This window comes from Streptomyces avidinii (assembly GCF_014650695.1).
GTDB classification, from domain to species: Bacteria; Actinomycetota; Actinomycetes; order Streptomycetales; family Streptomycetaceae; genus Streptomyces; species Streptomyces avidinii.
In genome coordinates, this window is record NZ_BMVL01000016.1 from 116,450 (window position 1) to 137,467 (window position 21,018).

The 21,018-nt window shown below is 71.8% G+C and carries 14 protein-coding genes; 4 read left to right on the forward strand and 10 right to left on the reverse strand.

All coding sequences use genetic code 11. The features are described from left to right. Window positions 1-19: 19 nt before the first annotated feature. A complete protein-coding gene (gene proS, locus IE257_RS31690) occupies window positions 20-1,432 on the reverse strand; it encodes a proline--tRNA ligase (protein ID WP_189973295.1) in 1,413 nt (470 codons plus the stop codon). Between the two features lie 131 nt (window positions 1,433-1,563). Between proS and IE257_RS31695 the strand changes: the two genes are divergently transcribed. Beyond that, window positions 1,564-2,295 (forward strand): class I SAM-dependent methyltransferase, encoded by a 732-nt coding sequence (locus tag IE257_RS31695; RefSeq protein ID WP_229920769.1) that lies wholly within the window; start codon window positions 1,564-1,566, stop codon window positions 2,293-2,295. A gap of 10 nt (window positions 2,296-2,305) precedes the next feature. Here IE257_RS31695 and ftsH read toward each other — a convergent pair whose 3' ends face one another. The 6 genes from ftsH to nsdA form a co-directional block, all read right to left on the reverse strand. Beyond that, complete coding sequence (ftsH, locus tag IE257_RS31700) at window positions 2,306-4,282, reverse strand: ATP-dependent zinc metalloprotease FtsH (RefSeq protein WP_189973297.1); 1,977 nt, start codon at window positions 4,280-4,282, stop codon at window positions 2,306-2,308. A 93-nt stretch (window positions 4,283-4,375) separates the two neighbouring features. Beyond that, on the reverse strand, window positions 4,376-5,950 hold the full coding sequence (ffh, locus tag IE257_RS31705; RefSeq protein WP_189973298.1) for a signal recognition particle protein: 1,575 nt from the start codon (window positions 5,948-5,950) through the stop codon (window positions 4,376-4,378). A gap of 202 nt (window positions 5,951-6,152) precedes the next feature. Then, window positions 6,153-8,579, reverse strand: coding sequence for a [protein-PII] uridylyltransferase (locus IE257_RS31710; RefSeq protein WP_189973299.1), 2,427 nt, complete (start codon window positions 8,577-8,579; stop codon window positions 6,153-6,155). Window positions 8,580-8,596: 17 nt separating this feature from the next. Next, a complete protein-coding gene (locus tag IE257_RS31715; RefSeq protein WP_030009357.1) occupies window positions 8,597-8,935 on the reverse strand; it encodes a P-II family nitrogen regulator in 339 nt (112 codons plus the stop codon). Then, the gene (locus tag IE257_RS31720) at window positions 8,932-10,272 is read right to left on the reverse strand and encodes an ammonium transporter (RefSeq protein ID WP_189973300.1); all 1,341 of its coding nucleotides are present in this window, start codon (window positions 10,270-10,272) and stop codon (window positions 8,932-8,934) included. The genes IE257_RS31715 and IE257_RS31720 overlap by 4 nt, the downstream gene beginning before the upstream one ends. A 378-nt stretch (window positions 10,273-10,650) precedes the next feature. Continuing rightward, window positions 10,651-12,141 carry a transcriptional repressor NsdA gene (gene nsdA / locus IE257_RS31725; RefSeq protein WP_189973301.1) on the reverse strand — a complete coding sequence of 497 codons (1,491 nt, stop codon included), beginning with the start codon at window positions 12,139-12,141 and terminating at the stop codon, window positions 10,651-10,653. Between the two features lie 421 nt (window positions 12,142-12,562). Here nsdA and IE257_RS31730 point away from each other — a divergent pair, with 421 nt between their 5' ends. Beyond that, window positions 12,563-13,234, forward strand: a complete 672-nt coding sequence (locus tag IE257_RS31730) for a bifunctional DNA primase/polymerase (protein WP_189973302.1) — start codon at window positions 12,563-12,565, stop codon at window positions 13,232-13,234. Window positions 13,235-13,349: 115 nt separating this feature from the next. Here the strand turns inward: IE257_RS31730 and ftsY are convergent, their stop codons facing one another. Next, window positions 13,350-14,561: a signal recognition particle-docking protein FtsY gene (gene ftsY / locus IE257_RS31735; protein ID WP_189973303.1), complete on the reverse strand. Its 1,212-nt coding sequence runs from the start codon at window positions 14,559-14,561 to the stop codon at window positions 13,350-13,352. A 143-nt stretch (window positions 14,562-14,704) separates the two neighbouring features. Here ftsY and IE257_RS31740 point away from each other — a divergent pair, with 143 nt between their 5' ends. Then, window positions 14,705-16,159, forward strand: coding sequence for a purine-cytosine permease family protein (locus IE257_RS31740; RefSeq protein ID WP_189973304.1), 1,455 nt, complete (start codon window positions 14,705-14,707; stop codon window positions 16,157-16,159). Window positions 16,160-16,221: 62 nt separating this feature from the next. Then, complete coding sequence (locus IE257_RS31745; protein ID WP_189973305.1) at window positions 16,222-17,208, forward strand: LLM class flavin-dependent oxidoreductase; 987 nt, start codon at window positions 16,222-16,224, stop codon at window positions 17,206-17,208. A gap of 41 nt (window positions 17,209-17,249) precedes the next feature. On the opposite strand, the gene IE257_RS31750 is transcribed toward IE257_RS31745, so the two are convergent. After that, window positions 17,250-18,680 carry a sugar porter family MFS transporter gene (locus IE257_RS31750; RefSeq protein ID WP_189973306.1) on the reverse strand — a complete coding sequence of 477 codons (1,431 nt, stop codon included), beginning with the start codon at window positions 18,678-18,680 and terminating at the stop codon, window positions 17,250-17,252. Window positions 18,681-18,895: 215 nt separating this feature from the next. Beyond that, window positions 18,896-21,018: AAA family ATPase (locus IE257_RS38670; RefSeq protein WP_229920771.1), on the reverse strand; the 2,123-nt coding region annotated here is incomplete at its 5' end.

The following is a 21,018-nucleotide window of genomic DNA, read 5'->3' on the forward strand; positions in this document are numbered from 1 at the left end:
GGGAAGCCCTGTCGGCCCGTCAGTACGAGCGCGCGACGATCGCGAGCGTACCCGGGGCGTCGTCCGTCTCCGGAACCGACCCGTCGGCGGCGATCAGGCAGCGCACGGAGACTGCCTGCTCGGCCAGCTTCGCCTCGCCCTCCGGACCGAGGTCGGCCCACGGGATCCGCGCCCAGCCGCCGGCGATGGCGGCCTCGGCGGCCTCACCGATGGTGGAGACGTCGGACGTACGGGCCTCACGGCGCTCGCGGGACTCGCGCAGCAGCTGCGCCTGGTCCTCCTCCAGCACCTTGGGCAGCAGGTCGGCAAGGGCGTCGATCTGCACGGGGGTCTTCCCGCCCGGGATCCGGCGGGCCAGCATCGCGGTGCCGGCCTCCAGGTCGCGGGGGCCGATCTCGATGCGAACCGGTACGCCCTTGAGCTCCCAGTCCACGGCGCGGCGGCCGAAGGGGGTGTCGACGCGGTCGTCGACCTGGACGCGGATTCCGGCGGCCTTCAGCTGGGCACCCAGCTCACGGACCTTGGCCACGGCCTCGTCGCCCTTGATCGCCATGACGACGACCTGGACGTGCGCGAGGCGCGGCGGGACCCGCAGGCCGTTGTCGTCGCCGTGGGACATGATCAGGCCGCCGACCATGCGGGTCGAAACGCCCCACGAGGTCTGCCAGACGAGCTCCTGCTTGCCTTCCTTCGACAGGTACTGCGTGTTGAAGGCCTTGGCGAAGTTGGTGCCGAGCTCGTGGCTCGTGCCCAGCTGGAGGGCCTTGCCGTCGCCCATCATGCCCTCGAGGGTGAGGGTGTTGATGGCGCCGGCGAAGCGCTCCTTGGCGGTCTTGCGGCCGAGCACGACGTCGATGCCGAGCACGTTCGTCATGAAGTCGCCGTAGACGTCCGTGTGGATGCGGGCGGCGTAGTCGCGGGCGTCCTCATAGGTGGCGTGGGCGGTGTGGCCCTCCTGCCAGAGGAACTCGCTCGTACGGAGGAACACGCGCGGGCGCATCTCCCAGCGGACCACGTTGGCCCACTGGTTGATCAGCAGGGGCAGGTCGCGGTAGCTCTGGACCCACTTGGAGAAGTAGTCGTTGATGATCGTCTCGGACGTGGGCCGGACGACGACCGGCTCATCCAGCTCCTTGCCGCCGCCGTGCGTGACGACCGCGAGCTCGGGGGCGAAGCCCTCGACGTGCTCCGCTTCCTTCGTCAGGTACGACTGGGGGATGAACAGCGGGAAGTACGCGTTCTGGGCGCCCGCGTCCTTGATGCGCGCGTCCATCTCCTGCTGCATCCGCTCCCACAGGCCGTAGCCGTACGGTCGGATGACCATGGTGCCGCGGACCGGACCGTTGTCGGCCAGCTCGGCCTTGTTGATCAGATCCTGGTACCAGCGGGGGAAATCCTCCGCCTGCGGGGTGAGAACGGGTGCCTTTGCCATGTCGCGAATCGTACGGCGCCCGGCACGCGATACGTGAATCGGGTGCTGCGCTCCTCTGGACGCGGGGGCGAATGGGGAGTTCTCTGGCAACGGGGGCAAGGGGGCGACACGGAATCAGGAGCGCTCTTTCGATGACACCGACGCCGACGGCGACGCTCGTCGCCCGGGACTGGGCGGAGATCCAGGAACGGATGCTTGTACCGCTGTACGAAGCGGTCTACGACCGGCTGGAGGTCGGGCCGGGCGACCGACTGCTCGGCCTGGACTGCGGGGCGGGCCTGTCCCTGCTGCTGGCCGCCGGCCGGGGAGCCGTGGCCACGGGCGTGGAGGCGGATCCGGCCCGGCGGGCACTGGCCCGTGAGCGGCTGCTGGAGGTCCTGGCGGCTCCGCCGGAGCCGCCGGCCCCGCCGCGCGCGTACGACGCCGTGCTCGCCTTCTCGCCGACCCCGGAGGCCCTGGCGGCGGCGCTGCCCGCGGTCCGCCGCGGCGGGGCGGTGGTGCTGGCCGACTGGGGCCCGGCGGAGCGCTGCACCGCGCCCTCGGTCCTGGGCGGCGGGCCCGCTCCGCGGGACCTGGACGCGCTGGTGGAGGGGGCCGGGCTGCGGCCGGACGGTTCGGGACGGGTGTTCTGCCCCTTCGGGTACGCGGATGTGGACAGCGCGGTCCGCGGACTGCTGTCGACCGGGCTCTACCCCGTCGCGAGCACCGGCTCCGCCGGAGCGGCCGGCGCCGCGCCCTTCGGGATGGCCGATCCCGTGCTGGCGGAGAAGGAGCTGGCCGAGGCGCTTCACCCGTTCGAGCGGTCCGACGGCGCCGTATGGCTGCCGAACATCTTCCGGTACGTGATCGCCCGGGTGGACTGACGGCCGCTCCTCAGTCGGTGCCGTGCGCCTTCGTCATCCGTACGATGCCGGCGGCGGCGTAGGCGGCCGCTTCGTCCAGGGTCTCGTTGGCGAGGAGGGCCTCCGCGAGGGCGTCCAGCTGGGGGCGGTGCTCGCGCAGCAGCCGGCAGGCCTCCAGGTAGCACTCGTCGACGATGCGCCGCATCTCGTGGTCGACGGCGTCGAGCGTGGCGGGGGCCGCGGAGAGTCCGTAGGGGCTCTGCCCGTCGGACGGGATGGCGGTGAGGCGGCCGATCCGCTCGCTCATGCCCCAGCGGCCGACCATGCCGCGGACGATGTTGGTCACCTGCTCCAGGTCGTTCTCGGCGCCGGTGGTGATCACGTCGTAGACCACCTGCTCCGCCGCCATGCCGCCCAGCGCGCCGATGATCCGGCCGCGCAGGTACTCCTCGGTGTACGCGTACCGGTCCGCGTCCGGGGTCGAGAGCGTGACGCCCAGTGCGCGGCCGCGCGGGACGATCGTGATCTTGCGGACCGGGTCGGCGCCCGGCTGGAGCATGCCCAGGAGTGCGTGGCCGCTCTCGTGGTGGGCGGTGCGGCGGCGTTCCTCCTCCGGCATGACCAGCGGCCGCTCGGCGCCCAGCTGGACCTTCTCCAGGGCGTCCGACAGGTCCGACTGCGTGACCTGTGTCTGTTGGCGTTTGACGGCCAGCAGGGCGGCCTCGTTGGCCAGGTTGGCCAGGTCCGCTCCGGTCATGCCGGGGGTGGTCCGGGCCACCTGTGCCAGGTTCACGCCCTCGGCGAGCGGGATGTCCCGGGTGTGGATGCGCAGGATGGCCTCGCGGCCGGACCGGTCGGGCGGGGAGACGACCACCATGCGGTCGAAGCGGCCTGGGCGGGTGAGGGCGGGGTCGAGCACATCCGCGCGGTTGGTGGCCGCGAGGACGATCACGCCCTCCGAGCCGGAGAACCCGTCCATCTCGGTGAGGATCTGATTGAGGGTCTGTTCGCGTTCGTCGTGGCCGCCCATGGCGCTGCTGCCGCCGCGGGCCCGGCCGATGGTGTCGATCTCGTCGATGAAGATGATGGCGGGGGCCACCTTGCGCGCCTCGGTGAACAGTTCGCGCACCCGGGAGGCGCCGACGCCGACGATCATCTCGATGAACTCGGAGGCGGAGGCGGAGAAGAAGGGCACCCCGGCCTCGCCCGCCACCGCCCGCGCCAGGAGGGTCTTCCCGGTACCGGGCGGCCCGGAGAGCAGGACCCCGCCGGGCATCCGGGCTCCCATCTTCCGGTACTCCTGGGGGTTCTTGAGGAAGTCGACGACGTCGTTGAGCTCCCCCTCGACCTCGTCGATGCCGGCGACGTCCTCGAAGGTGGTGCGTTCGGCTCCCGTTTCCAGCTCCACCGGCTTGGGCGGCGCCTTGCGGCCCAGCGCGCCCATGCCGCCCATTCCCGAGCCCATCCGGCGGGCGATGACCACCCACAGGAGGACCAGCAGCAGCATCGGCGCGAGCGAGATCAGCAGGTTGGAGAGGAAGCTGCGCTGCACGACGACCGGGGAGGCCGTCACGGTCACGTTCTGCTTGGTGAGGTTCGCCCAGAGCTCGTCGTCGGCGAAGGCCGGGCGCTGGGTGACGAATTTGGTGTAGTCGCCCTTGTCGCCGTCGGGCAGGGGCCGCGCGGCCTTCAGCTCCCCCTGGATGGCGTCGCCCTTGGAGTAGATCTTCGAGACGTTCCCCTCGGCGACCTGCTTGCTGAACTCGGTGTACGAGATCGTCGGCTCGTCCCCCTCGTTGAAGAAGGAGAGCACCAGGTTGGCCACCAGATAGACGATCAGGGCCGCGAGGATCAGACCCCGCCAGCCACCCGGCAGCCCCTTCTTCTTCGGTGGCGGGGTGGGCGGGGCGCCTTCCGAGCGCCAGGGCGTGTCGGCCCTGTCGCGCGGAGGTACGGGGGTGGGGCTGGGCACGGGGCGCCTCCTTCTGCCGTCCTCCCGGCCGACCATAAGGGATAAACCAGGCCATCGCCCCAGCAGGAAACAGCAGGGCCCCGACCGTGCGAACACGGCCGGGGCCCCTCTTCACCCACCTGCGCGGGTTTACTTCATGAACTTCTTGAACTCGTCCGGAAGGTCGAAGTCCTGACCGCCCTGGCCGCCGCCCGCCGGAAGACCGAAGGGGTTGCCGCCGGCGGCGGGCTCGACCGCCTGGGGGCCCTGCTCGCGGCGGGCCGCAGCTGCGGCCTCGTCTTCCTTGCGCTTCATCGGGTTGCCGCTCTTGCGCTTGCCCTTGGCCTGCTTGACCTGCTTCTTCTGCCGGCCGGGACCGCCGCCCATCCCCGGAATGCCGGGCATGCCCGGCATTCCGCCGCCCTGGGCCATGCGGGACATCATCTTGCGGGCGTCGAAGAACCGCTCGACGAGCGACTTGACCGCGCTGACCTCGGTACCGGAACCCTTGGCGATACGGGCACGGCGCGAGCCGTTGATGATCGTCGGGTCCTGGCGCTCGGCCGGGGTCATCGACTTGATGATCGCGGCGGTGCGGTCGACATCGCGCTCGTCGATGTTGTTGATCTGGTCCTTGATCTGCCCCATGCCGGGCAGCATGCCGAGCAGCTTGGAGATGGAGCCCATCTTGCGGACCTGCTCCATCTGGGCCAGGAAGTCGTCGAGCGTGAACTCCTTGGGACCCTTGGCGAGCTTGGCCGCCATCTTCTCGGCCTCGGCCTGCGAGAAGGTCTTCTCGGCCTGCTCGATGAGGGTGAGCATGTCACCCATGTCGAGGATCCGGCCCGCCATGCGGTCCGGGTGGAAGGCGTCGAACTCGTCGAGCTTCTCGCCGTTCGAGGCGAACATGATCTGCTTGCCGGTCACGTGCGCGATGGAGAGCGCGGCGCCGCCTCGGGCGTCGCCGTCCAGCTTGGAGAGCACGACGCCGTCGAAGCCCACGCCGTCACGGAAGGCCTCGGCGGTGTTGACCGCGTCCTGACCGATCATGGCGTCGACGACGAAGAGGATCTCGTCGGGGCTGACGGCGTCGCGGATGTCCGCGGCCTGCTGCATCAGCTCGGCGTCGATGCCCAGGCGGCCGGCGGTGTCGACGATGACGACGTCGTACTGCTTGGTCCGCGCGTACTCGACGGAGTCCTTCGCGACCTGGACCGGGTCGCCGACGCCGTTGCCGGGCTGAGGCGCGTACACGGCCACGCCGGCGCGCTCGGCGACGACGCTCAGCTGGTTGACGGCGTTGGGGCGCTGGAGGTCGCACGCCACGAGCAGCGGGGCGTGGCCCTGCCCCTTCAGCCAGAGGCCGAGCTTTCCGGCGAGGGTGGTCTTACCCGCACCCTGGAGACCGGCCAGCATGATCACGGTGGGGGCGGTCTTGGCGAAGCGCAGCCGCCGGGTCTCGCCGCCGAGGATGGTGACGAGCTCGTCGTTGACGATCTTCAGGACCTGCTGGCCCGGGTTCAGGGCCTTGCTGACCTCTTCACCGCGCGCGCGTTCCTTGACGTTCGCGATGAAGGAGCGGACGACCGGGAGGGCGACGTCGGCCTCGAGGAGCGCGATACGGATTTCCCGGGCCGCTGCGTCGATGTCAGCCTCGGACAGCCGGCCTTTGCCGCGCAGGCCCTTGAAGGTATTCGCCAAGCGGTCGGAGAGCGTATCGAACACGGTGGTCGCGATTCCTCGGGTCGGGGGCGTTGTGGTCGTCCCCCAGGGTATCCGGCCGTACCACGTGATGGACCCGGCGGTCCTTTCCCGGTCTCGGCCCGCACCGCACCCGGCGCCTCACACGCCGGCGAAAATCCGGCCACGCCGGCGTGTGAGGCACGGGGTGGGGGGCCGGAGCCCCCTGGACGGCGGCCGCACCCGGCTACGACAGGGCGGCCGTCACCGAGGCGGCCAGGGCGGCCGCCACCGCGGGGTCCAGGGGCTTTCCCTCGGGAGTGGTGACGTACAGGGTGTCGACGGCGTTCGCGCCCAGCGTGGAGACGTGGGCGCTGCGCACCCTGACGCCCGCCGACTCCAGGGCCCGGCCGATCCGGTGCAGCAGGCCGACGGCGTCGGGCGCGCGCACCTCCAGGACCGTGGCCAGCGAGGAGACCTCCGGGACCACGGTGACCCGGGGCGGCGGCGGGACCACCCCGCGCCGTCGCGGATACGCCGCCTCGCGGTCCGCCAGCTTCGCCGGGACATCGAGCGAGCCGTCCAGGGCGCGGACCAGATCGGTACGGAGCCGGGAGGCCTGCGGGAGCGCGCCGTACTCCGCCGCCACCCGCCAGCGCAGCACCAGGACCTCCCCCAGCCGGTCCGGGAGCTCCATGGAGCGCAGGTCGGCCGCCCGTACGGTGAGCCGGTGCAGGGCCAGCACCCCGGCCACCGCCGGGAGGACCCCCGGCTGGTCGGGGACGGCGACGACGAGGTCCACGCCGACCGCGTCCTCCTCCTGGCGGGCCTGGAGCGCCAGGACCGGCTCCCCGGTGCGCAGGGCCTCCACCGCCAGGCGTTCCTGCTCGGTGGTCGGGATCTCCGGTTCACCGGCGGCCGGGGCGCTGCCGCGCAGCACCGCGGCGACCCGGGCGGCGAGGTCCGCGACGAGCGATCCCCGCCACGCGCTCCACGCCGCCGGTCCGGTGGCCAGGGCGTCCGCCTCGGTCAGGGCGTGCAGTATCTCCAGGGTGCCCACCGAGCCCACGGCGTCGGCGACCGTGCGGACCGTGGCCGGGTCGTCCAGGTCGCGCCGGGTCGCCGTGTCGATCAGCAGCAGGTGGTGCCGTACGAGCGTGCCCAGGACGGCGACGTCCTGCTCGTCGAAGCCGATCCGGGCGGCGACGTCGCGGGCGATGGTCTCGCCGGCCACCGAGTGGTCGCCCGGCCAGCCCTTGCCGATGTCGTGCAGGAGCGCGGCCATCAGCAGCAGGTCGGGGCGGCCGACGCGGCGGGTGAGGGCCGAGGCCCGCACGGCCGTCTCGATCAGGTGCCGGTCCACGGTCCAGGTGTGGACGGGATTGCGCTGCGGGCGGCAGCGGACCCGCTCCCAGTCCGGGAGCAGCCGTGTGATCAGGCCCTCCGCCTCCAGGGCCTCCCAGACGGCCACCGTCGGCTCCCCCGCCCCCAGCAGGGTGAGCAGCTGCTCCCGCGCCTCGGCCGGCCAGGGCACCGGGAGCGGTTTGCCCTGCGCCGCGAGTCTGCGGACGGCGTGCAGGGACACGGGCAGACCCGCCTGGGCGGCGGCCGCGGCGAACCGCAGGGCGAGTACGGGGTCCCGGTCCGGGCGCGCGGCCAGGGCCAGTACGGCTTCGCCGTCGGACTCCACCACGCCTTCGGCCAGGGGGGCCCGCGTGCTCGCACGCTCGCCGCGGGCGCCCAGCAGCCCGCGCAGCCTGGGCCGGGCGGCGCGGGCCCGCAGGACGCGCCCGACCTCCCGCCAGGTCACGTCGCCGGCGTAGGCGACGACCCGCGCGGCCTCGTACACCTCGCGCAGCAGCGCGTCCGCGTCGAGCAGGCCGAGCCGGTCCGCGACCTGGTCCTGTTCCTGGAGGGAGAGCCGGTCGGTGGCGCGGCCGGTCACCAGGTGCAGGGCGTCCCTCGCGTCCAGGAGCCGCCGCCGGGCCTCGGCGAGGCCCTCGCGCGGTGCGTCGGCCAGCCAGGACGCGGCGACCGCCCGCAGCGCGGTGGCGTCGCGCAGGCCCCCGCGGGCTTCCTTGAGGTCGGGTTCGAGCAGGAAGCGGAGCTCCCCGGCCCGCTCGGCCCGTTCCCGGCACAGGGAGTGCAGCTCCGGGAGCCTCTTGGCCGCCTGGTTGCGCCAGTCGGCCAGTACGGAGGTGCGCAGGCCGGCGAGGAGTCCGGCGTCCCCGGCGACCGTACGGGCGTCCAGCAGCCCGAGGTGGACCTTGAGGTCCTCGGTGGCGGTCCTGCGGGCCTCGGCGGGGGTCCGTACCGAGTGGTCGAGGGCGAGGCCGAGGTCCCACACCGGGTACCAGACGCGGTCGGCCAGTGCGCTCAGCGCCCGCGGCTCCGCCTTGCCGTCGTGCAGCAGCAGCAGGTCGAGGTCGCTGCGCGGGGAGAGTTCGGCCCGCCCGTAGCCGCCGACGGCCACCAGGGTGGCGCCGCGGACGCCGGTCTCCCGTACGGCGGTCGCGAACAGTGCGTTCAGCCATTCGTCGGTCAGCCCGGCCAGGGCGGAACGCCGCGAAGGCCCGGACTGCGACTCCTCCTGGAGGAGTCGCAGCCGGGCCGCGGCGTATCCGCTGGGTCCCGAGTCGGCCGTGTGGTCCGTGTTCTCTTCGACGCTCGTCACCCAGGAGCTCCTGTCCGCTAGAGCGCGTCAGCGCCGCGTTCGCCGGTGCGGACCCGGACGACCGAGTCCACGGGGACGCTCCACACCTTGCCGTCACCGATCTTTCCGGTGGCCGCCGCGCTCACGATGACGCGGATCAGTTCCTCGGCGTCGGAGTCGTCGACCAGGACCTCGATGCGGATCTTGGGGACGAGGTCGACCTGGTACTCGGCACCGCGGTAGACCTCGGTGTGGCCGCGCTGGCGGCCGTAGCCGCTGGCCTCGGTGACCGTGAGTCCCTGGACTCCGAAGGCCTGGAGGGCTTCCTTGATCTCGTCCAGCTTGTGCGGCTTGACGATCGCGGTGATCAGCTTCATGCGTCAACCTTCTTGCTCGCGGCGGGGGCGGGGGCGGCGGTGTTCCGCGAGGCGGCTCCGCCACCGGCTCCGCTGAAGTCGTAGGCGGTCTCGGCGTGCTCGACCTGGTCGATGCCGGCGACCTCGACGTCCTCGGTGACCCGCATCCCGATCGTCTTGTCGAGGAGGAAGGCGAGGACCGCGGACACCACGAGAGAGTAGGCGAGGACGGCGAAGACGCCGATGGCCTGCTTGCCGAGCTGTTCCAGGCCGCCGCCGTAGAAGAGGCCGGCCACGTCGGACTGGACGCCGCCGGTGGCGAAGAGGCCCACCAGCAGGGAGCCGACGACACCGCCGACGAGGTGGACGCCGACCACGTCGAGGGAGTCGTCGTAGCCGAACTTGTACTTGAGGCCGACGGCCATGGCGCACAGCACACCGGCGATGGCGCCGACGGCGATCGCGCCGAGCGGGCTGACCGCACCGCCGGAGGGGGTGATGGCGACGAGTCCGGCGACCGCGCCGGAGGCGGCGCCGAGGGTGGTGAAGGAGCCGTGGCGCAGCTTCTCGTAGCCGAGCCAGGCGAGCATGGCGGCGGCGGTGGCGACCTGGGTGTTGACGAACATGACCGCGCCGACGCCGTCGTCGTTTCCGAGCCAGGAGCCCGCGTTGAATCCGAACCAGCCGAACCAGAGGAGACCGGCGCCGAGCATCACGAGGGGCAGGCTGTGCGGGCGCATCGGGTCCTTCTTGAAGCCGACGCGCTTGCCGATGACCAGGATCACGCCGAGAGCGGCGGCGCCTGCGTTGATGTGGACGGCGGTACCGCCCGCGAAGTCGATGACGCCGAGCTCGAAGAGCCAGCCGCCGGCGCCCCAGACCCAGTGGGCGACCGGGAAGTAGACGACGGTGACCCACAGGCCGGTGAACAGGACCCAGGCGCCGAACTTCACGCGGTCGGCCAGCGCACCGCTGATCAGGGCGGGGGTGATCACGGCGAACATCAGCTGGAAGACGGCGAAGACGTAGACCGGGATGGTGTAGCCGTCCCACAGCTCGGTGATCCCGATGCCGCTGAGGCCGACGTAGTCGGAGTTCCAGCCGATGAGGGAGCCTGAATCGGTGCCGAAGGCGAGGCTGAAGCCGTAGAGGACCCACAGGATCGTGACGATCCCGAGGCTGATGAAGCTCATCATCAGCATGTTGAGGCTGCTCTTGACGCGGACCATGCCTCCGTAGAAGAAGGCGAGTCCCGGGGTCATCAGCATGACCAGGGCGGAGCAGATGAGCATGAACCCGGTGTTCGCGGCAGACAGCGTCGGGGCGTCTGCCGCGAGGGTCGTGATGGCTGATGCCATCGGCGTCTCCTCGTCGTCGGTACGTTCGCGTGCGGGCGATCGTGAAAACCTGAGCGGCGTAAAAGGGGTGTCCGGCCGGGCCGGGGAAGCTGGCCGGTTATTGACCCCGAGATTCGCGCAGGCCGGTTTCCGGCGGCGCCGCTGGGTGTTTCGCTCCGATGACGAAGGCGTCCGGGTTGTTACGACGCGATGAACGCAGGAACCAGCAATTGATCAACCACGACGCGCGCAAGCACGTCCGCGCGAGCGGCGCCGGCTCGGGCGCAGGGAGGCATGAGCCGGCCGCGGCAGTACCCGGATGTCCTGGCTGGGGGAGCCTGATCGGGCTTCACGGGGTGACTGCCGCGGCCGGGGCCTTGGGGGCGGCCGCGAGGGCCGTCAGACAGCCTCCGCGGCTTCGGGGAGCCGGGAGGCGAGGTGGTCGGTGAGCCGGACCACCTCGGCGACGTCGCCGTACTCACGGGCGGCGGTGTCGACGGTCTTGCGCAGCCGGGTGTTCACCCGTTCGGACCGTACCTTTCCCGCCACGTCGAGGGCCCGGCCGACAAGGACGGCGGCCTGCTCGGGCTCGCGCTGGAGCAGGTGCACGGTGGCCATGCCGATGAGGTTGAGGGCGTAGGAGCGCTGGTGCTCCTCGTCCTTCTCGAAGAGCTCGACGGCGCGTTCCATGACGGGCTCGGCGAGGGAGGCGTACATGGGGCTGCGCCCGGCCACGTAGGCCAGGTCCCGGTACGAGTGGGAGTTCTCGCCGTTCAGTTCGGCCTCGGAGAAGAAGCGGATCCAGTCGGGCTCGGGCTCGTCCGCGAAGCCGACGTCGGAGAAGGTGTCCTCGGCCATCCGCACGGCCCGCTTGCAGCGGCTGGGCTGGCCCATGTTGGCGTACGCGCGGGCCTCCATCGCATACAGCATGGCCTGGGTGCGCGGGCCGGCGCAGTCGCGGCTGCCGTACTGGGCCAGGTGGACGAGTTCGAGCGCGTCCTCGGGACGTCCCAGGTGGATCATCTGGCGGCTCATGTTGGAGAGGATGTACGAGCCGAGGGGCTTGTCCCCGCCCTCCTTGGCGGCGTGCAGCGCGAGCACGAAGTACTTCTGCGCGGTGGGGTGGAGGCCGATGTCGTAGCTCATCCAGCCGGCCAGTTCGGCCAGTTCGGCGGCGACCTTGAAGAGCCGCTTCATGACCGGAGCCGGGTGGTTCTCCTGGAGCAGGTCGGTGACCTCGTGGAGCTGGCCCACGACGGCCTTGCGGCGCAGGCCGCCGCCGCACTGGGCGTCCCACTGGCGGAACATGACGGTGGTGGCGTCGAGGAGGTCGAGTTCCGGTTCGGAGAGCCGGGGCGGGCGGTGACCGCCGAGGGCCCCCGTCGGCCCCGCCCCGCGCGGTCCCGGGTCGGCGGCCGGTACCGGGACGAGCCAGCGCTGCATGGGCTCGATGAGGGCGGGGCCGGCGGAGAGCGCGAGCGAGGTCCCGAGGAAGCCGCGGCGCGCCAGCATCAGGTCGCTGCGGGAGAACTCGCCGAGCAGTTCGACGGTCTGCGGGCCGGCCCAGGGCAGGTCGACCCCGGAGACGGACGGGGTCTGGTGGGCAGTGCGCAGTCCGAGCTGCTCGATGGCGACGACGGAGCCGAAGCGCTCGGAGAACAGCTCGGACAGGATGCGGGGGACGGGCTCGCGGGGCTGTTCACCGTCGAGCCAGCGGCGCACCCGGGAGGTGTCCGTGCTGATGTGGTGGGCGCCCATCTGGCGGGCCCGGCGGTTGACCTGCCGGGCGAGCTCACCCTTGGACCAACCGCTGCGGACGAACCACGAGGTCAGCTGGTCATTGCGCGCAGCAGCATCCTCGATCGTTCCGCTTGCGCCGTTGCCGCTCACTGGAACGCCCCCATCCGCTCAGCATCTTCCACACGAAACCCTGGCCGGGACGCAGCGCGCCACCACGGACCTTCACAGGTCCTTCACGTATTGCCTCCGGCATACCCACGGATGGGTTGCCTTCGGTTTCGTGTACCGAAAGTAATCCTACGATCACCCCTGCGGCGAGGTCGATTCCAGAAACGCCACCATTCGCCACCCCTTCGAATGAACTCGCCACCGGCCAGGCGCGATTCACTTGACACCGAGGTGAAAGCGGATCGGGTGGACTGGGGTGCGCTCGGGGCGCGCGCGGCGAGGAGTGCGCCGGGCGGCTTCGCAGGACACCCCGCGGCGGGCCCGCCTGCAGGGGTCCCGCCGAGGTCGTCACCACCGGCTTCGTAACCACCGGCACGTCCGACCCGTTGGAGGGGGCATGGGCATGGGCTTCACGATCGGCGGCAGCCGCAGTACCAAGGAGTTCCGCTCCGGCACCCGGCGCCGCGGCGGCCGGACCTCGGAGTGCACGACGGTGGCGGAGTACACCGGGCTGTGGGGCTGGGACGTGGTTCCGGGCGCCCGCGCCGCGGCGCCCGCCCGCGACTGCTCCTGCGGGGATCCGAAGTGCCCCGCGCCCGGGGCGCACCCCCTGCCTTTCGCCCCCACCGTCCCGGCCGGGGCCACCCTGGACGAGGTCACCGAGGCCTGGAGCGAGTACCCCGGAGCGGCCGTGCTGCTCCCCGTGGGCCGCGTCTTCGACGTCATCGAGGTCTCCGAGGAGGCCGGGCGGCGCGCGCTGGTACGGCTGGAGCGGATGGGCCTGCCGCTCGGCCCGGTCGTGGTCACCGCCGACGGCCGGGCCCAGTTCTTCGTGGCCCCCGGGGCGGCGGCCGAGCTTCCGCAGCTGCTGTACCGGATGGGCTGGGACGACGCGGACCTCGACCTGCGGGCCCTGGGCCGGGGCGCCTTCGTGACCGCCCCGCCCTCCGGCCGGGCCGGGCTCGGCCAGGTCGGCTGGCTGCGGCCGCCCGCGCTCGACTCCGCCGGGGGCCCGCCGCAGGCCCGGCTGCTGCTGGGCACCCTCGCGTACATCTGCCATCGGTTCCGTCGCTAGGAATGCCCCTGCCCGGGAGCCCGCGTCCGGGAGCTGCGGCCCCGGAGCCCCGGCAATGACGGCGCCCCCGCGTTCCGGCGGAACGCGGGGGCGCTGGTGTCCGTGGGGACTGCGCTCAGTCGCCGATCAGGGCGTCCACGAACGCCTCCGGCTCGAAGGGCGCCAGGTCGTCCGGGCCCTCACCGAGGCCGATGAGCTTGACCGGCACGCCCAGCTCGCGCTGGACGGCGACGACGATGCCGCCCTTGGCCGTGCCGTCGAGCTTGGTCAGCACGATGCCGGTGATGTCCACGACCTCGGCGAAGACGCGGGCCTGGGTCAGGCCGTTCTGCCCGGTGGTGGCGTCCAGGACCAGCAGGATCTCGTCCAGCGGGCCGTGCTTCTCCACGACGCGCTTGACCTTGCCGAGCTCGTCCATCAGGCCGGTCTTGGTGTGGAGGCGGCCGGCGGTGTCGATGAGCACCACGTCGGCGCCCTCGGCGATGCCCTCCTTGACCGCGTCGTAGGCGATCGAGGCCGGGTCGCCGCCCTCGGGGCCCCGCACGGTGCGCGCCCCGACCCGCTCGCCCCAGGTCTGGAGCTGGTCGGCGGCGGCGGCGCGGAAGGTGTCGGCGGCGCCGAGCACCACGCTGCGGCCGTCGGCGACGAGCACCCGGGCCAGCTTGCCGGTGGTGGTGGTCTTGCCGGTGCCGTTGACACCGACGACCATGATCACGCCGGGGGTGTCCTCGCCGCTCTCCGTCTTCACGACACGGTCGAAGTCGGTGCCGACCAGGGTCAGCAGCTCCTCCTTGAGCAGGGCGCGCAGATCCGCCGGGGTGCGGGTGCCGAGCACCTTGACCCGCTCGCGGAGCCGGTCCACGAGCTCCTGCGTCGGCACGACACCGACGTCGGCAACGAGGAGGGTCTCCTCGATCTCCTCCCAGGTGTCCTCGTCGAGGTGCTCCCGGGAGAGCAGCGTGAGCAGCCCCTTGCCGAGGGAGTTCTGCGACCGGGCGAGACGGGCACGCAGCCGGACCAGCCGGCCGGCGGTGGGCTCGGGCACCTCGATCTCGGGCGCGGCCGGGGCCTCCGGCTCGGCCACCGGCGCCGGGGCGGGGGCCGCGGCCTCCGGGAGCCCGACCTCCTCGATCGTGCGGCGCGGCTCTTCCGCCGTCTCTACGGCGTCCTCCCCCATCTGCGGCTCGGCAGGCGGGGCAGTGATGGTCGGCGTGCTCGGCGGTGCCGGGGGCGGCAGCTGCTTCTTCTTGCGGCTGCTGACCACGAGCCCGCTGATCGCGCCGACCGCGACCAGGGCGATGACTACAGCAAGGATGAGGATGTCCATAACCCCCCCAGTATCGGCCACGGCCGCCCCGGAGCCGGGAACCTGGACCTGCGGAGCGGACGTAAGCCTCTGTTTGTGGTTTTAGCGGCAAATCCATGATGATGAGCAACTTCCCCTCATAACCTCCCCCACGGAGCAACCGCATGCCTGCCGAGCCTGCCGACGGCGCAGCCGAAACCGCCATCGAGACCCGCGGCCTGGAGCCCGTCCCGGACAGCGAGCGCTCCGGCCGGGTCCGCGAGCTCGTCCCCACCTGGGTCGCCGCCAACATCAGCGTGCTGCTGCTGACCATGGGTGCGGGGCTGGTGATCTTCAACAAGCTCAACATCTGGCAGGTGCTGGTCGTCGCGGTCGCCGCGCCCGTCGTCTCGTACGGGCTCGTCGGTCTCATATCGATCGCGGGCAAGCGCGGCGGCGCTCCGGGCATGGCGCTCTCGCGGGCGGTGTTCGGGCAGCGGGGCAACCTCTTCCCGGGGGCCCTGATCTGGGTGGCCCGGTGGGGCTGGGAGACCATCAACGCGGTCAGCGGCGCCTACGCCGTGCTGACCGTGCTGGACCTGCTGTTCGGGGTGCGCAGCAGCACCCCGCTCATCGTCGTCACCCTGCTGTTCTTCGTGGGCTGCACCTTCGTGGTCTCCGGCCTCGGCATCAACGCGCTGCGCGTCTGCTCCACCTGGTCGACGTACCTCTTCGGCGCCTTCAGCGTGCTCGTCCTCGGGTACCTGCTCTTCACCACCGACTGGTCCGCCGTCTTCGGCAAGCCGGCCGGGTCCAGCGCGATGATGATCGCGGGCATCGGCACGATCGCGGCCGGCGGAATCAGCTGGGTGCCCTCGGGCCCCGACTTCACCCGGTACCTGCCGCGCACCGCCTCCTCCAGGGGCATGGTCAGCGCGACGATCGGCGGTGCCGGCGTGGTCGTGCTCCCGATGGTGCTGATGGGGGCGGTCATGGCCGTCGGCACTCCGGACCTGGCCACCGCCCAGGACCCGGTCTCCTTCATCGGCGAGCTGCTGCCGACCTGGATCGCGGTTCCGTACCTGCTGATCGCGCTCGTCGGCATGCTGCTGATCAATTCGATGTCCATGTACTCGGCCGGTTTCACCGCGCAGACCCTGGGGATCAAGGTTCCGCGCGCCTGGGCGGTCAGCGTCAACGCGATCATCAGCCTGATCTTCGGCTTCCTGCTGATGGTGGTCGCGACCAGCTTCTTCGGCTCGTTCATCTCCTTCCTGACCCTGCTCGCCGTGGCCTTCTCCGCCTGGATCGGCGTCTTCGGCGTGGACATGCTGCGCCGCACCGCCTACGACGGCCCGGCGCTGCTCGACACCACGCGGACCAGCGCCTACTGGTACAAGGGCGGCTTCGCCTGGCAGGCGATGACCGCGTGGGGCCTCGCCCTGGTGGTGGGCCTGCTGTTCACCAAGGTGGACTGGTTCGGCGGACCGCTCGCCTCCACCTGGATCGGGGAGAACGGCCTGGGTTGGGCGGCGGGCATCCTCACCTCGGCCGCGCTGTACGCCGTACTGCCGCGCACGGCGCCGGTGGAGACGGTCGCGACCGGGGAGCCCGAGCTCGCCGGATCCCTGTCCAACTGACGCCACGTCAGCTAACGTCCCCCTTCGCCCGCCACCCACATCCGGCGAAGGGGGACTTCTCCATGCCCATCACCGTGGCCCGGTTCAATCTCGTCGACCCGAACGGCACCCCCGAGTCCCTGTCCGCCCGCTACCGGGCGGCCCTGGAGATGGCCCGGTACGCGGACGACCGCGGGATCGACACCATCCAGACCGAAGAGCACCACGGCACCGACAACAACTGGCTGCCCTCCCCCTTCGCCTTCGCGGGCGCGGTCTTCGGCGCCACCCGCCGCATCGCCGTCACCGTCTCGGCGATCATCGGCCCGCTGTACGACCCGCTGAAGGTCGCCGAGGACATCGCCGTCCTCGACCTGCTGAGCGGCGGCCGCCTGGTGACGGTCGCGGGCATCGGCTACCGGCCCGAGGAGTACGAGCAGCACGGAGTGGAGTGGGGCCGGCGCGGGCGGCTCCAGGACGAGCTGCTGGAGACCCTGCTGAAGGCGTGGACCGGCGAACCCTTCGAGTACCGCGGCCGCACGGTGCGGGTCACCCCGGCGCCGTTCACCCGGCCGCACCCGCTGCTCCTGGTCGGCGGCAGCTCGCAGGCGGCGGCACGCCGCGCGGCCCGGCTGGGGCTGCCCTTCTTCCCCAGCGCGCACCTGCCGGAGCTGGAGGCGTACTACACCGCGCGGCTGGCGGAATACGGCACGGAGGGCTTCTGCATGATGCCCGCGGCCGAGACCCCGCTGCTGCACATCGCGGAGGACCCGGACCGGGTCTGGGCCGAGCACGGCGAGCGCTTCCTGCACGAGGCGGGCATGTACGCGTCCTGGCAGTCCAAGGACATCCGCAGCGCCGTACGGTCGGCCGCGCGCTCGGTCTCGGAGCTGCGGGCGGAGGGCGTGTACCGGATCCTCACCCCGGACGAGGCCGTCGCGTACGGCCGGGCGGCGGGCGAGGCGGGGAACCTGGTCCTGCACCCGCTGTGCGGCGGGATGCCGCTGGACGAGGGCTGGCGCAGCCTGCACCTGCTCTGCGAACAGGTACTGCCCCGGCTCAAGGACTGAGCCGGGGCAGTATCGAGGAGAAGGGGTATTGGCGGGGGTGGTTACCCCATCTCCTCCAGCGCCTTGCCCTTGGTCTCCGGCACCCATTTGAGGATGAAGGGGATCGAGAGCAGGGCGAAGAACGTGTAGATCATGTAGGCACCCGAGAGGTTCCAGTCGGACAGCGACGGGAACGTGACGGTGATGACCCAGTTGGCGATCCACTGGGCCGCGGCGGCCACACCCAGGGCGGCGGCGCGGATGCGGCCGGGGAACATCTCGCCCAGCAGCACCCAGACCACCACGCCCCAGGAGAGGGCGAAGAAGAGGACGAAGAGGTTGGCCGCGACCAGGGCGGTGATGCCCTGCGCGTGCGGCAGGGAGATGTCGTCACCGGTTCCGGTCTTGAACGAGAACGCCCAGGCCGCCGTGCCCAGCGACAGCGCCATGCCCACGGAGCCGATGAGGGCGAGGGGCTTGCGGCCGAGCCGGTCCACGAAGATCATCGCGATCACCGTGCCGATGATGTTCACGACCGAGGTCTCGAAGGAGTACAGGAACGACGAGCTCGCGTCGATGCCGACCGACTGCCACAGCGAGGAGCTGTAGTAGAAGATCACGTTGATGCCCACCAGCTGCTGGAAGACCGAGAGGCCGATGCCGACCCAGACGATGGGCAGGAAGCCGAAGCGGCCGCCGAGCAGGTCCTTGAAGGTGGACTTCACCTCGGAGCGCATGGAGTGGTCGATCTCGCGGATGCGGGCGTCGGCGTCGATGCCCGAGCCCTCGACCTCGCGCAGGACCTCCTTGGCCTTCTCCGTGCGCCCGACCGAGACGAGGAAGCGCGGGGACTCCGGGATGGCGAAGGACAGCAGGCCGTAGAGCACGGCCGGGACGACCATCACGCCGAGCATCCACTGCCAGGCTTCCAGTCCGCCGATCTCACCGCGCTGGTCGCCGTCGGCGAGGTTGAGGATGCCCCAGTTGACCAACTGCGAGACGGCGATGCCGATGACGATGGCCGCCTGCTGGAAGGAGGCGAGCCGGCCGCGGTAGGCGGCCGGGGAGACCTCGGCGATGTAGGCGGGGCCGATGACGGAGGCCATGCCGATGCCGAAGCCGCCGATCACGCGCCACATGGCGAGGTCCCAGAGGGCGAACGGGAGGGCCGAACCGATGGCGCTCGCGGTGAACAGGATGGCGGCGATCTGCATGCAGCGGATTCGGCCGATCCGGTCGGCGAGACGGCCCGCGGTGGCGGCACCGATGGCGCAGCCGATCAGCGCCGCGGCGATCACCTGAGCGAGCACTGCCGAGCCGACGTCGAAGCGGTCACGGATGGCTTCCACCGCGCCGTTGATGACGGAGCTGTCGTAGCCGAAGAGGAAACCGCCCATGGCAGCGGCCGCGGTGATGAAGATGACGTGGCCGAGGTGGTCGGGGTGGGCCTGGTTTCCACCGCCCGACGCGGGTGCGTTCGCTGTGCTGGTCAAGGTGCGCTCCTGGGCCCGGCGGCGACGGCGGGCTGTGTGGGGGATTCGTCGTTGCGCGTGTTCCTCTAGTGGCGCACAGCAAACTGCGCACCACCACCTGAACGTCAACACGCCACAGCAGAGCCTATGGCTTCACTTTATGAAGTCAAGACCGGACATGGATGCAATCGCCGCACAGGCCAGCACTGTTTGCCTTCAATATATGAATGGGCGAGCTAGCGAAGGCGCTGGCTGATCACTTTGGAGACACCGTCGCCCTGCATCGAAACGCCGTAGAGGGCGTCCGCGACCTCCATCGTCCGCTTCTGATGCGTGATCACGATGAGCTGCGAGCTCTCCTGGAGCTCCTCCATGATCCGGATCAGCCGCTGCAGATTGGTGTCGTCCAGCGCGGCCTCGACCTCGTCCATCACGTAGAACGGGCTGGGGCGCGCCTTGAAGATGGACACCAGCAGCGCCACGGCGGTCAGCGAACGTTCGCCGCCGGAGAGCAGCGACAGTCGCTTGACCTTCTTGCCCGGCGGACGGGCCTCCACGTCGACGCCGGTGGCCAGCATGTTGTCGGGATCGGTCAGGACCAGCCGGCCCTCGCCCCCGGGGAACAGGCGCGAGAACACCCCCTCGAACTCCCGGGCCGTGTCCCGGTAAGCCTCGGTGAACACCTGCTCGACCCGCTGGTCGACCTCTTTCACCACTTGAAGCAGGTCGGCCCTCGTCTTACGGAGGTCCTCCAGCTGTTCACTGAGGAACTGGTGGCGCTCCTCCAGCGCCGCGAACTCCTCCAGGGCGAGCGGATTGACCTTGCCGAGCTGCTGGTAGGCGCGCTCGGCCGCCTTGAGCCGCTTCTCCTGCTGGGCCCGGACGAAGGGGCCGGGCCGGTTGCGCGGATGCTGCGGGTCCTCGGGCAGCTCCTCCCCCTCGGCGGCCGGGGACGGGGGAACCGGCTGGTCAGGGCCGTATTCGGCGATCAGACCGGCAGCCGCCATGCCGAACTCCTCCAGCGCCCTGGCCTCCAGCGCCTCGATGCGCAGCCGCTGCTCGGCGCCGAGCACCTCGCCGCGGTGGACGGAGTCGGTGAGCTTGTCCAGCTCCCCCTTCAGTTCCCGTCCGCGGTTGCGCGCCTCGCCGAGCTCCCGCTCGGCGACGCCCTTCGCCCGTTCGGCCGCCGCGCGCTCCTCGTCGGCCCGGCGGAGCGAGACCTCCACGTGCGCGAGGAGCTGGCGGGAGCCGTCGGCCACCGCCCGGGCCACCTCCGCCTCGTGGCGCAGACGCGCCCGGCGCCGTTCGGCCCGGGACCGGGCCTCGCGTTCGGCCCGGGCCGCGCGGTCGAGTGAATCCGCCCGCCCGGCCAGCCCCTTGACCCGCTCCTCGTGGGTCCTCAGCTGAAGCCGGGCCTCCATCTCGGTCTGCCGGGCATTGGCCCCGTCGGCCGCGAGCCGATCCCGCCGGGAGCTGTCCGGCTCCTCGTCCACGGGCATCTCCTCGGCGGTCGCGAGCCGCTCCGCGCACTCCTCCACCTCGGCCAGGGCCTGCTCCAGCGCGTCCTGGGCCCTGGCCGCGGCGGCAGCGCTGCGCTCGGCCTCACCCGCGGCGCCCTTCGCCTGCCCCGCGAGCCGCCCGAGCTGCTGGGCGACCCCGGCCCGGGCCTGTTCCGCGGCGCGCCGCCGCTCGGCCAGCTCATCGACCTGGGCGGCCGCTTCCCGGCGGTGGGTCTGGGCGGCGGCCTGAGCGGCGGCGAGTTCCTCGCACCGCACGCCCAGCCGGTCCAGCTCGGCCGTGGCCTCGTCGACGGCGGCCTGTACCTCGATCAGGCTGGGCGCCCCGGCGGAGCCGCCGTGCGCGAGGTGTGCGCCGAGCACGTCACCGTCGAGGGTCACGGCCACCGCGTCGGGCCGCCGTGCGACGAGCGCCTCGGCCTCGTCCAGGGTCGCGACCACCAGGTGATCGCGCAGCACCCATCCGACGGCCCGCCGCACCTCGGCGTCCCCGCCGACCAGCTCGGCGGCGGGTACGGGCGGGCCCGCGGGTCCGCTCCCGGGTACCGGGGCCGGGGCCGGGGAGCAGGCCGGGGCCACTGACGCCGCCGAGGCGGGCGTACCGACGCCCACCGGCAGGTGCGGTGCGGGCACGGCCGGATCCCCGTCCCGGGACGGGGCCGGACGGGGGACGGCACTCCCGGTCGGCTCCCCGGCCGGCTCCCCGGCCGCATCCTCGGTCGCGGCGGGCCCCCCCGCCCGGTCAGCGCCTCCCGGGCCCTGGCCCGGGAGCGCGGGGGTCGCCGGGGCGATCAGCAGAGTCGCGCGGCCCGCGTCCGCATCGCGCAGGTGCCGGATCGCCC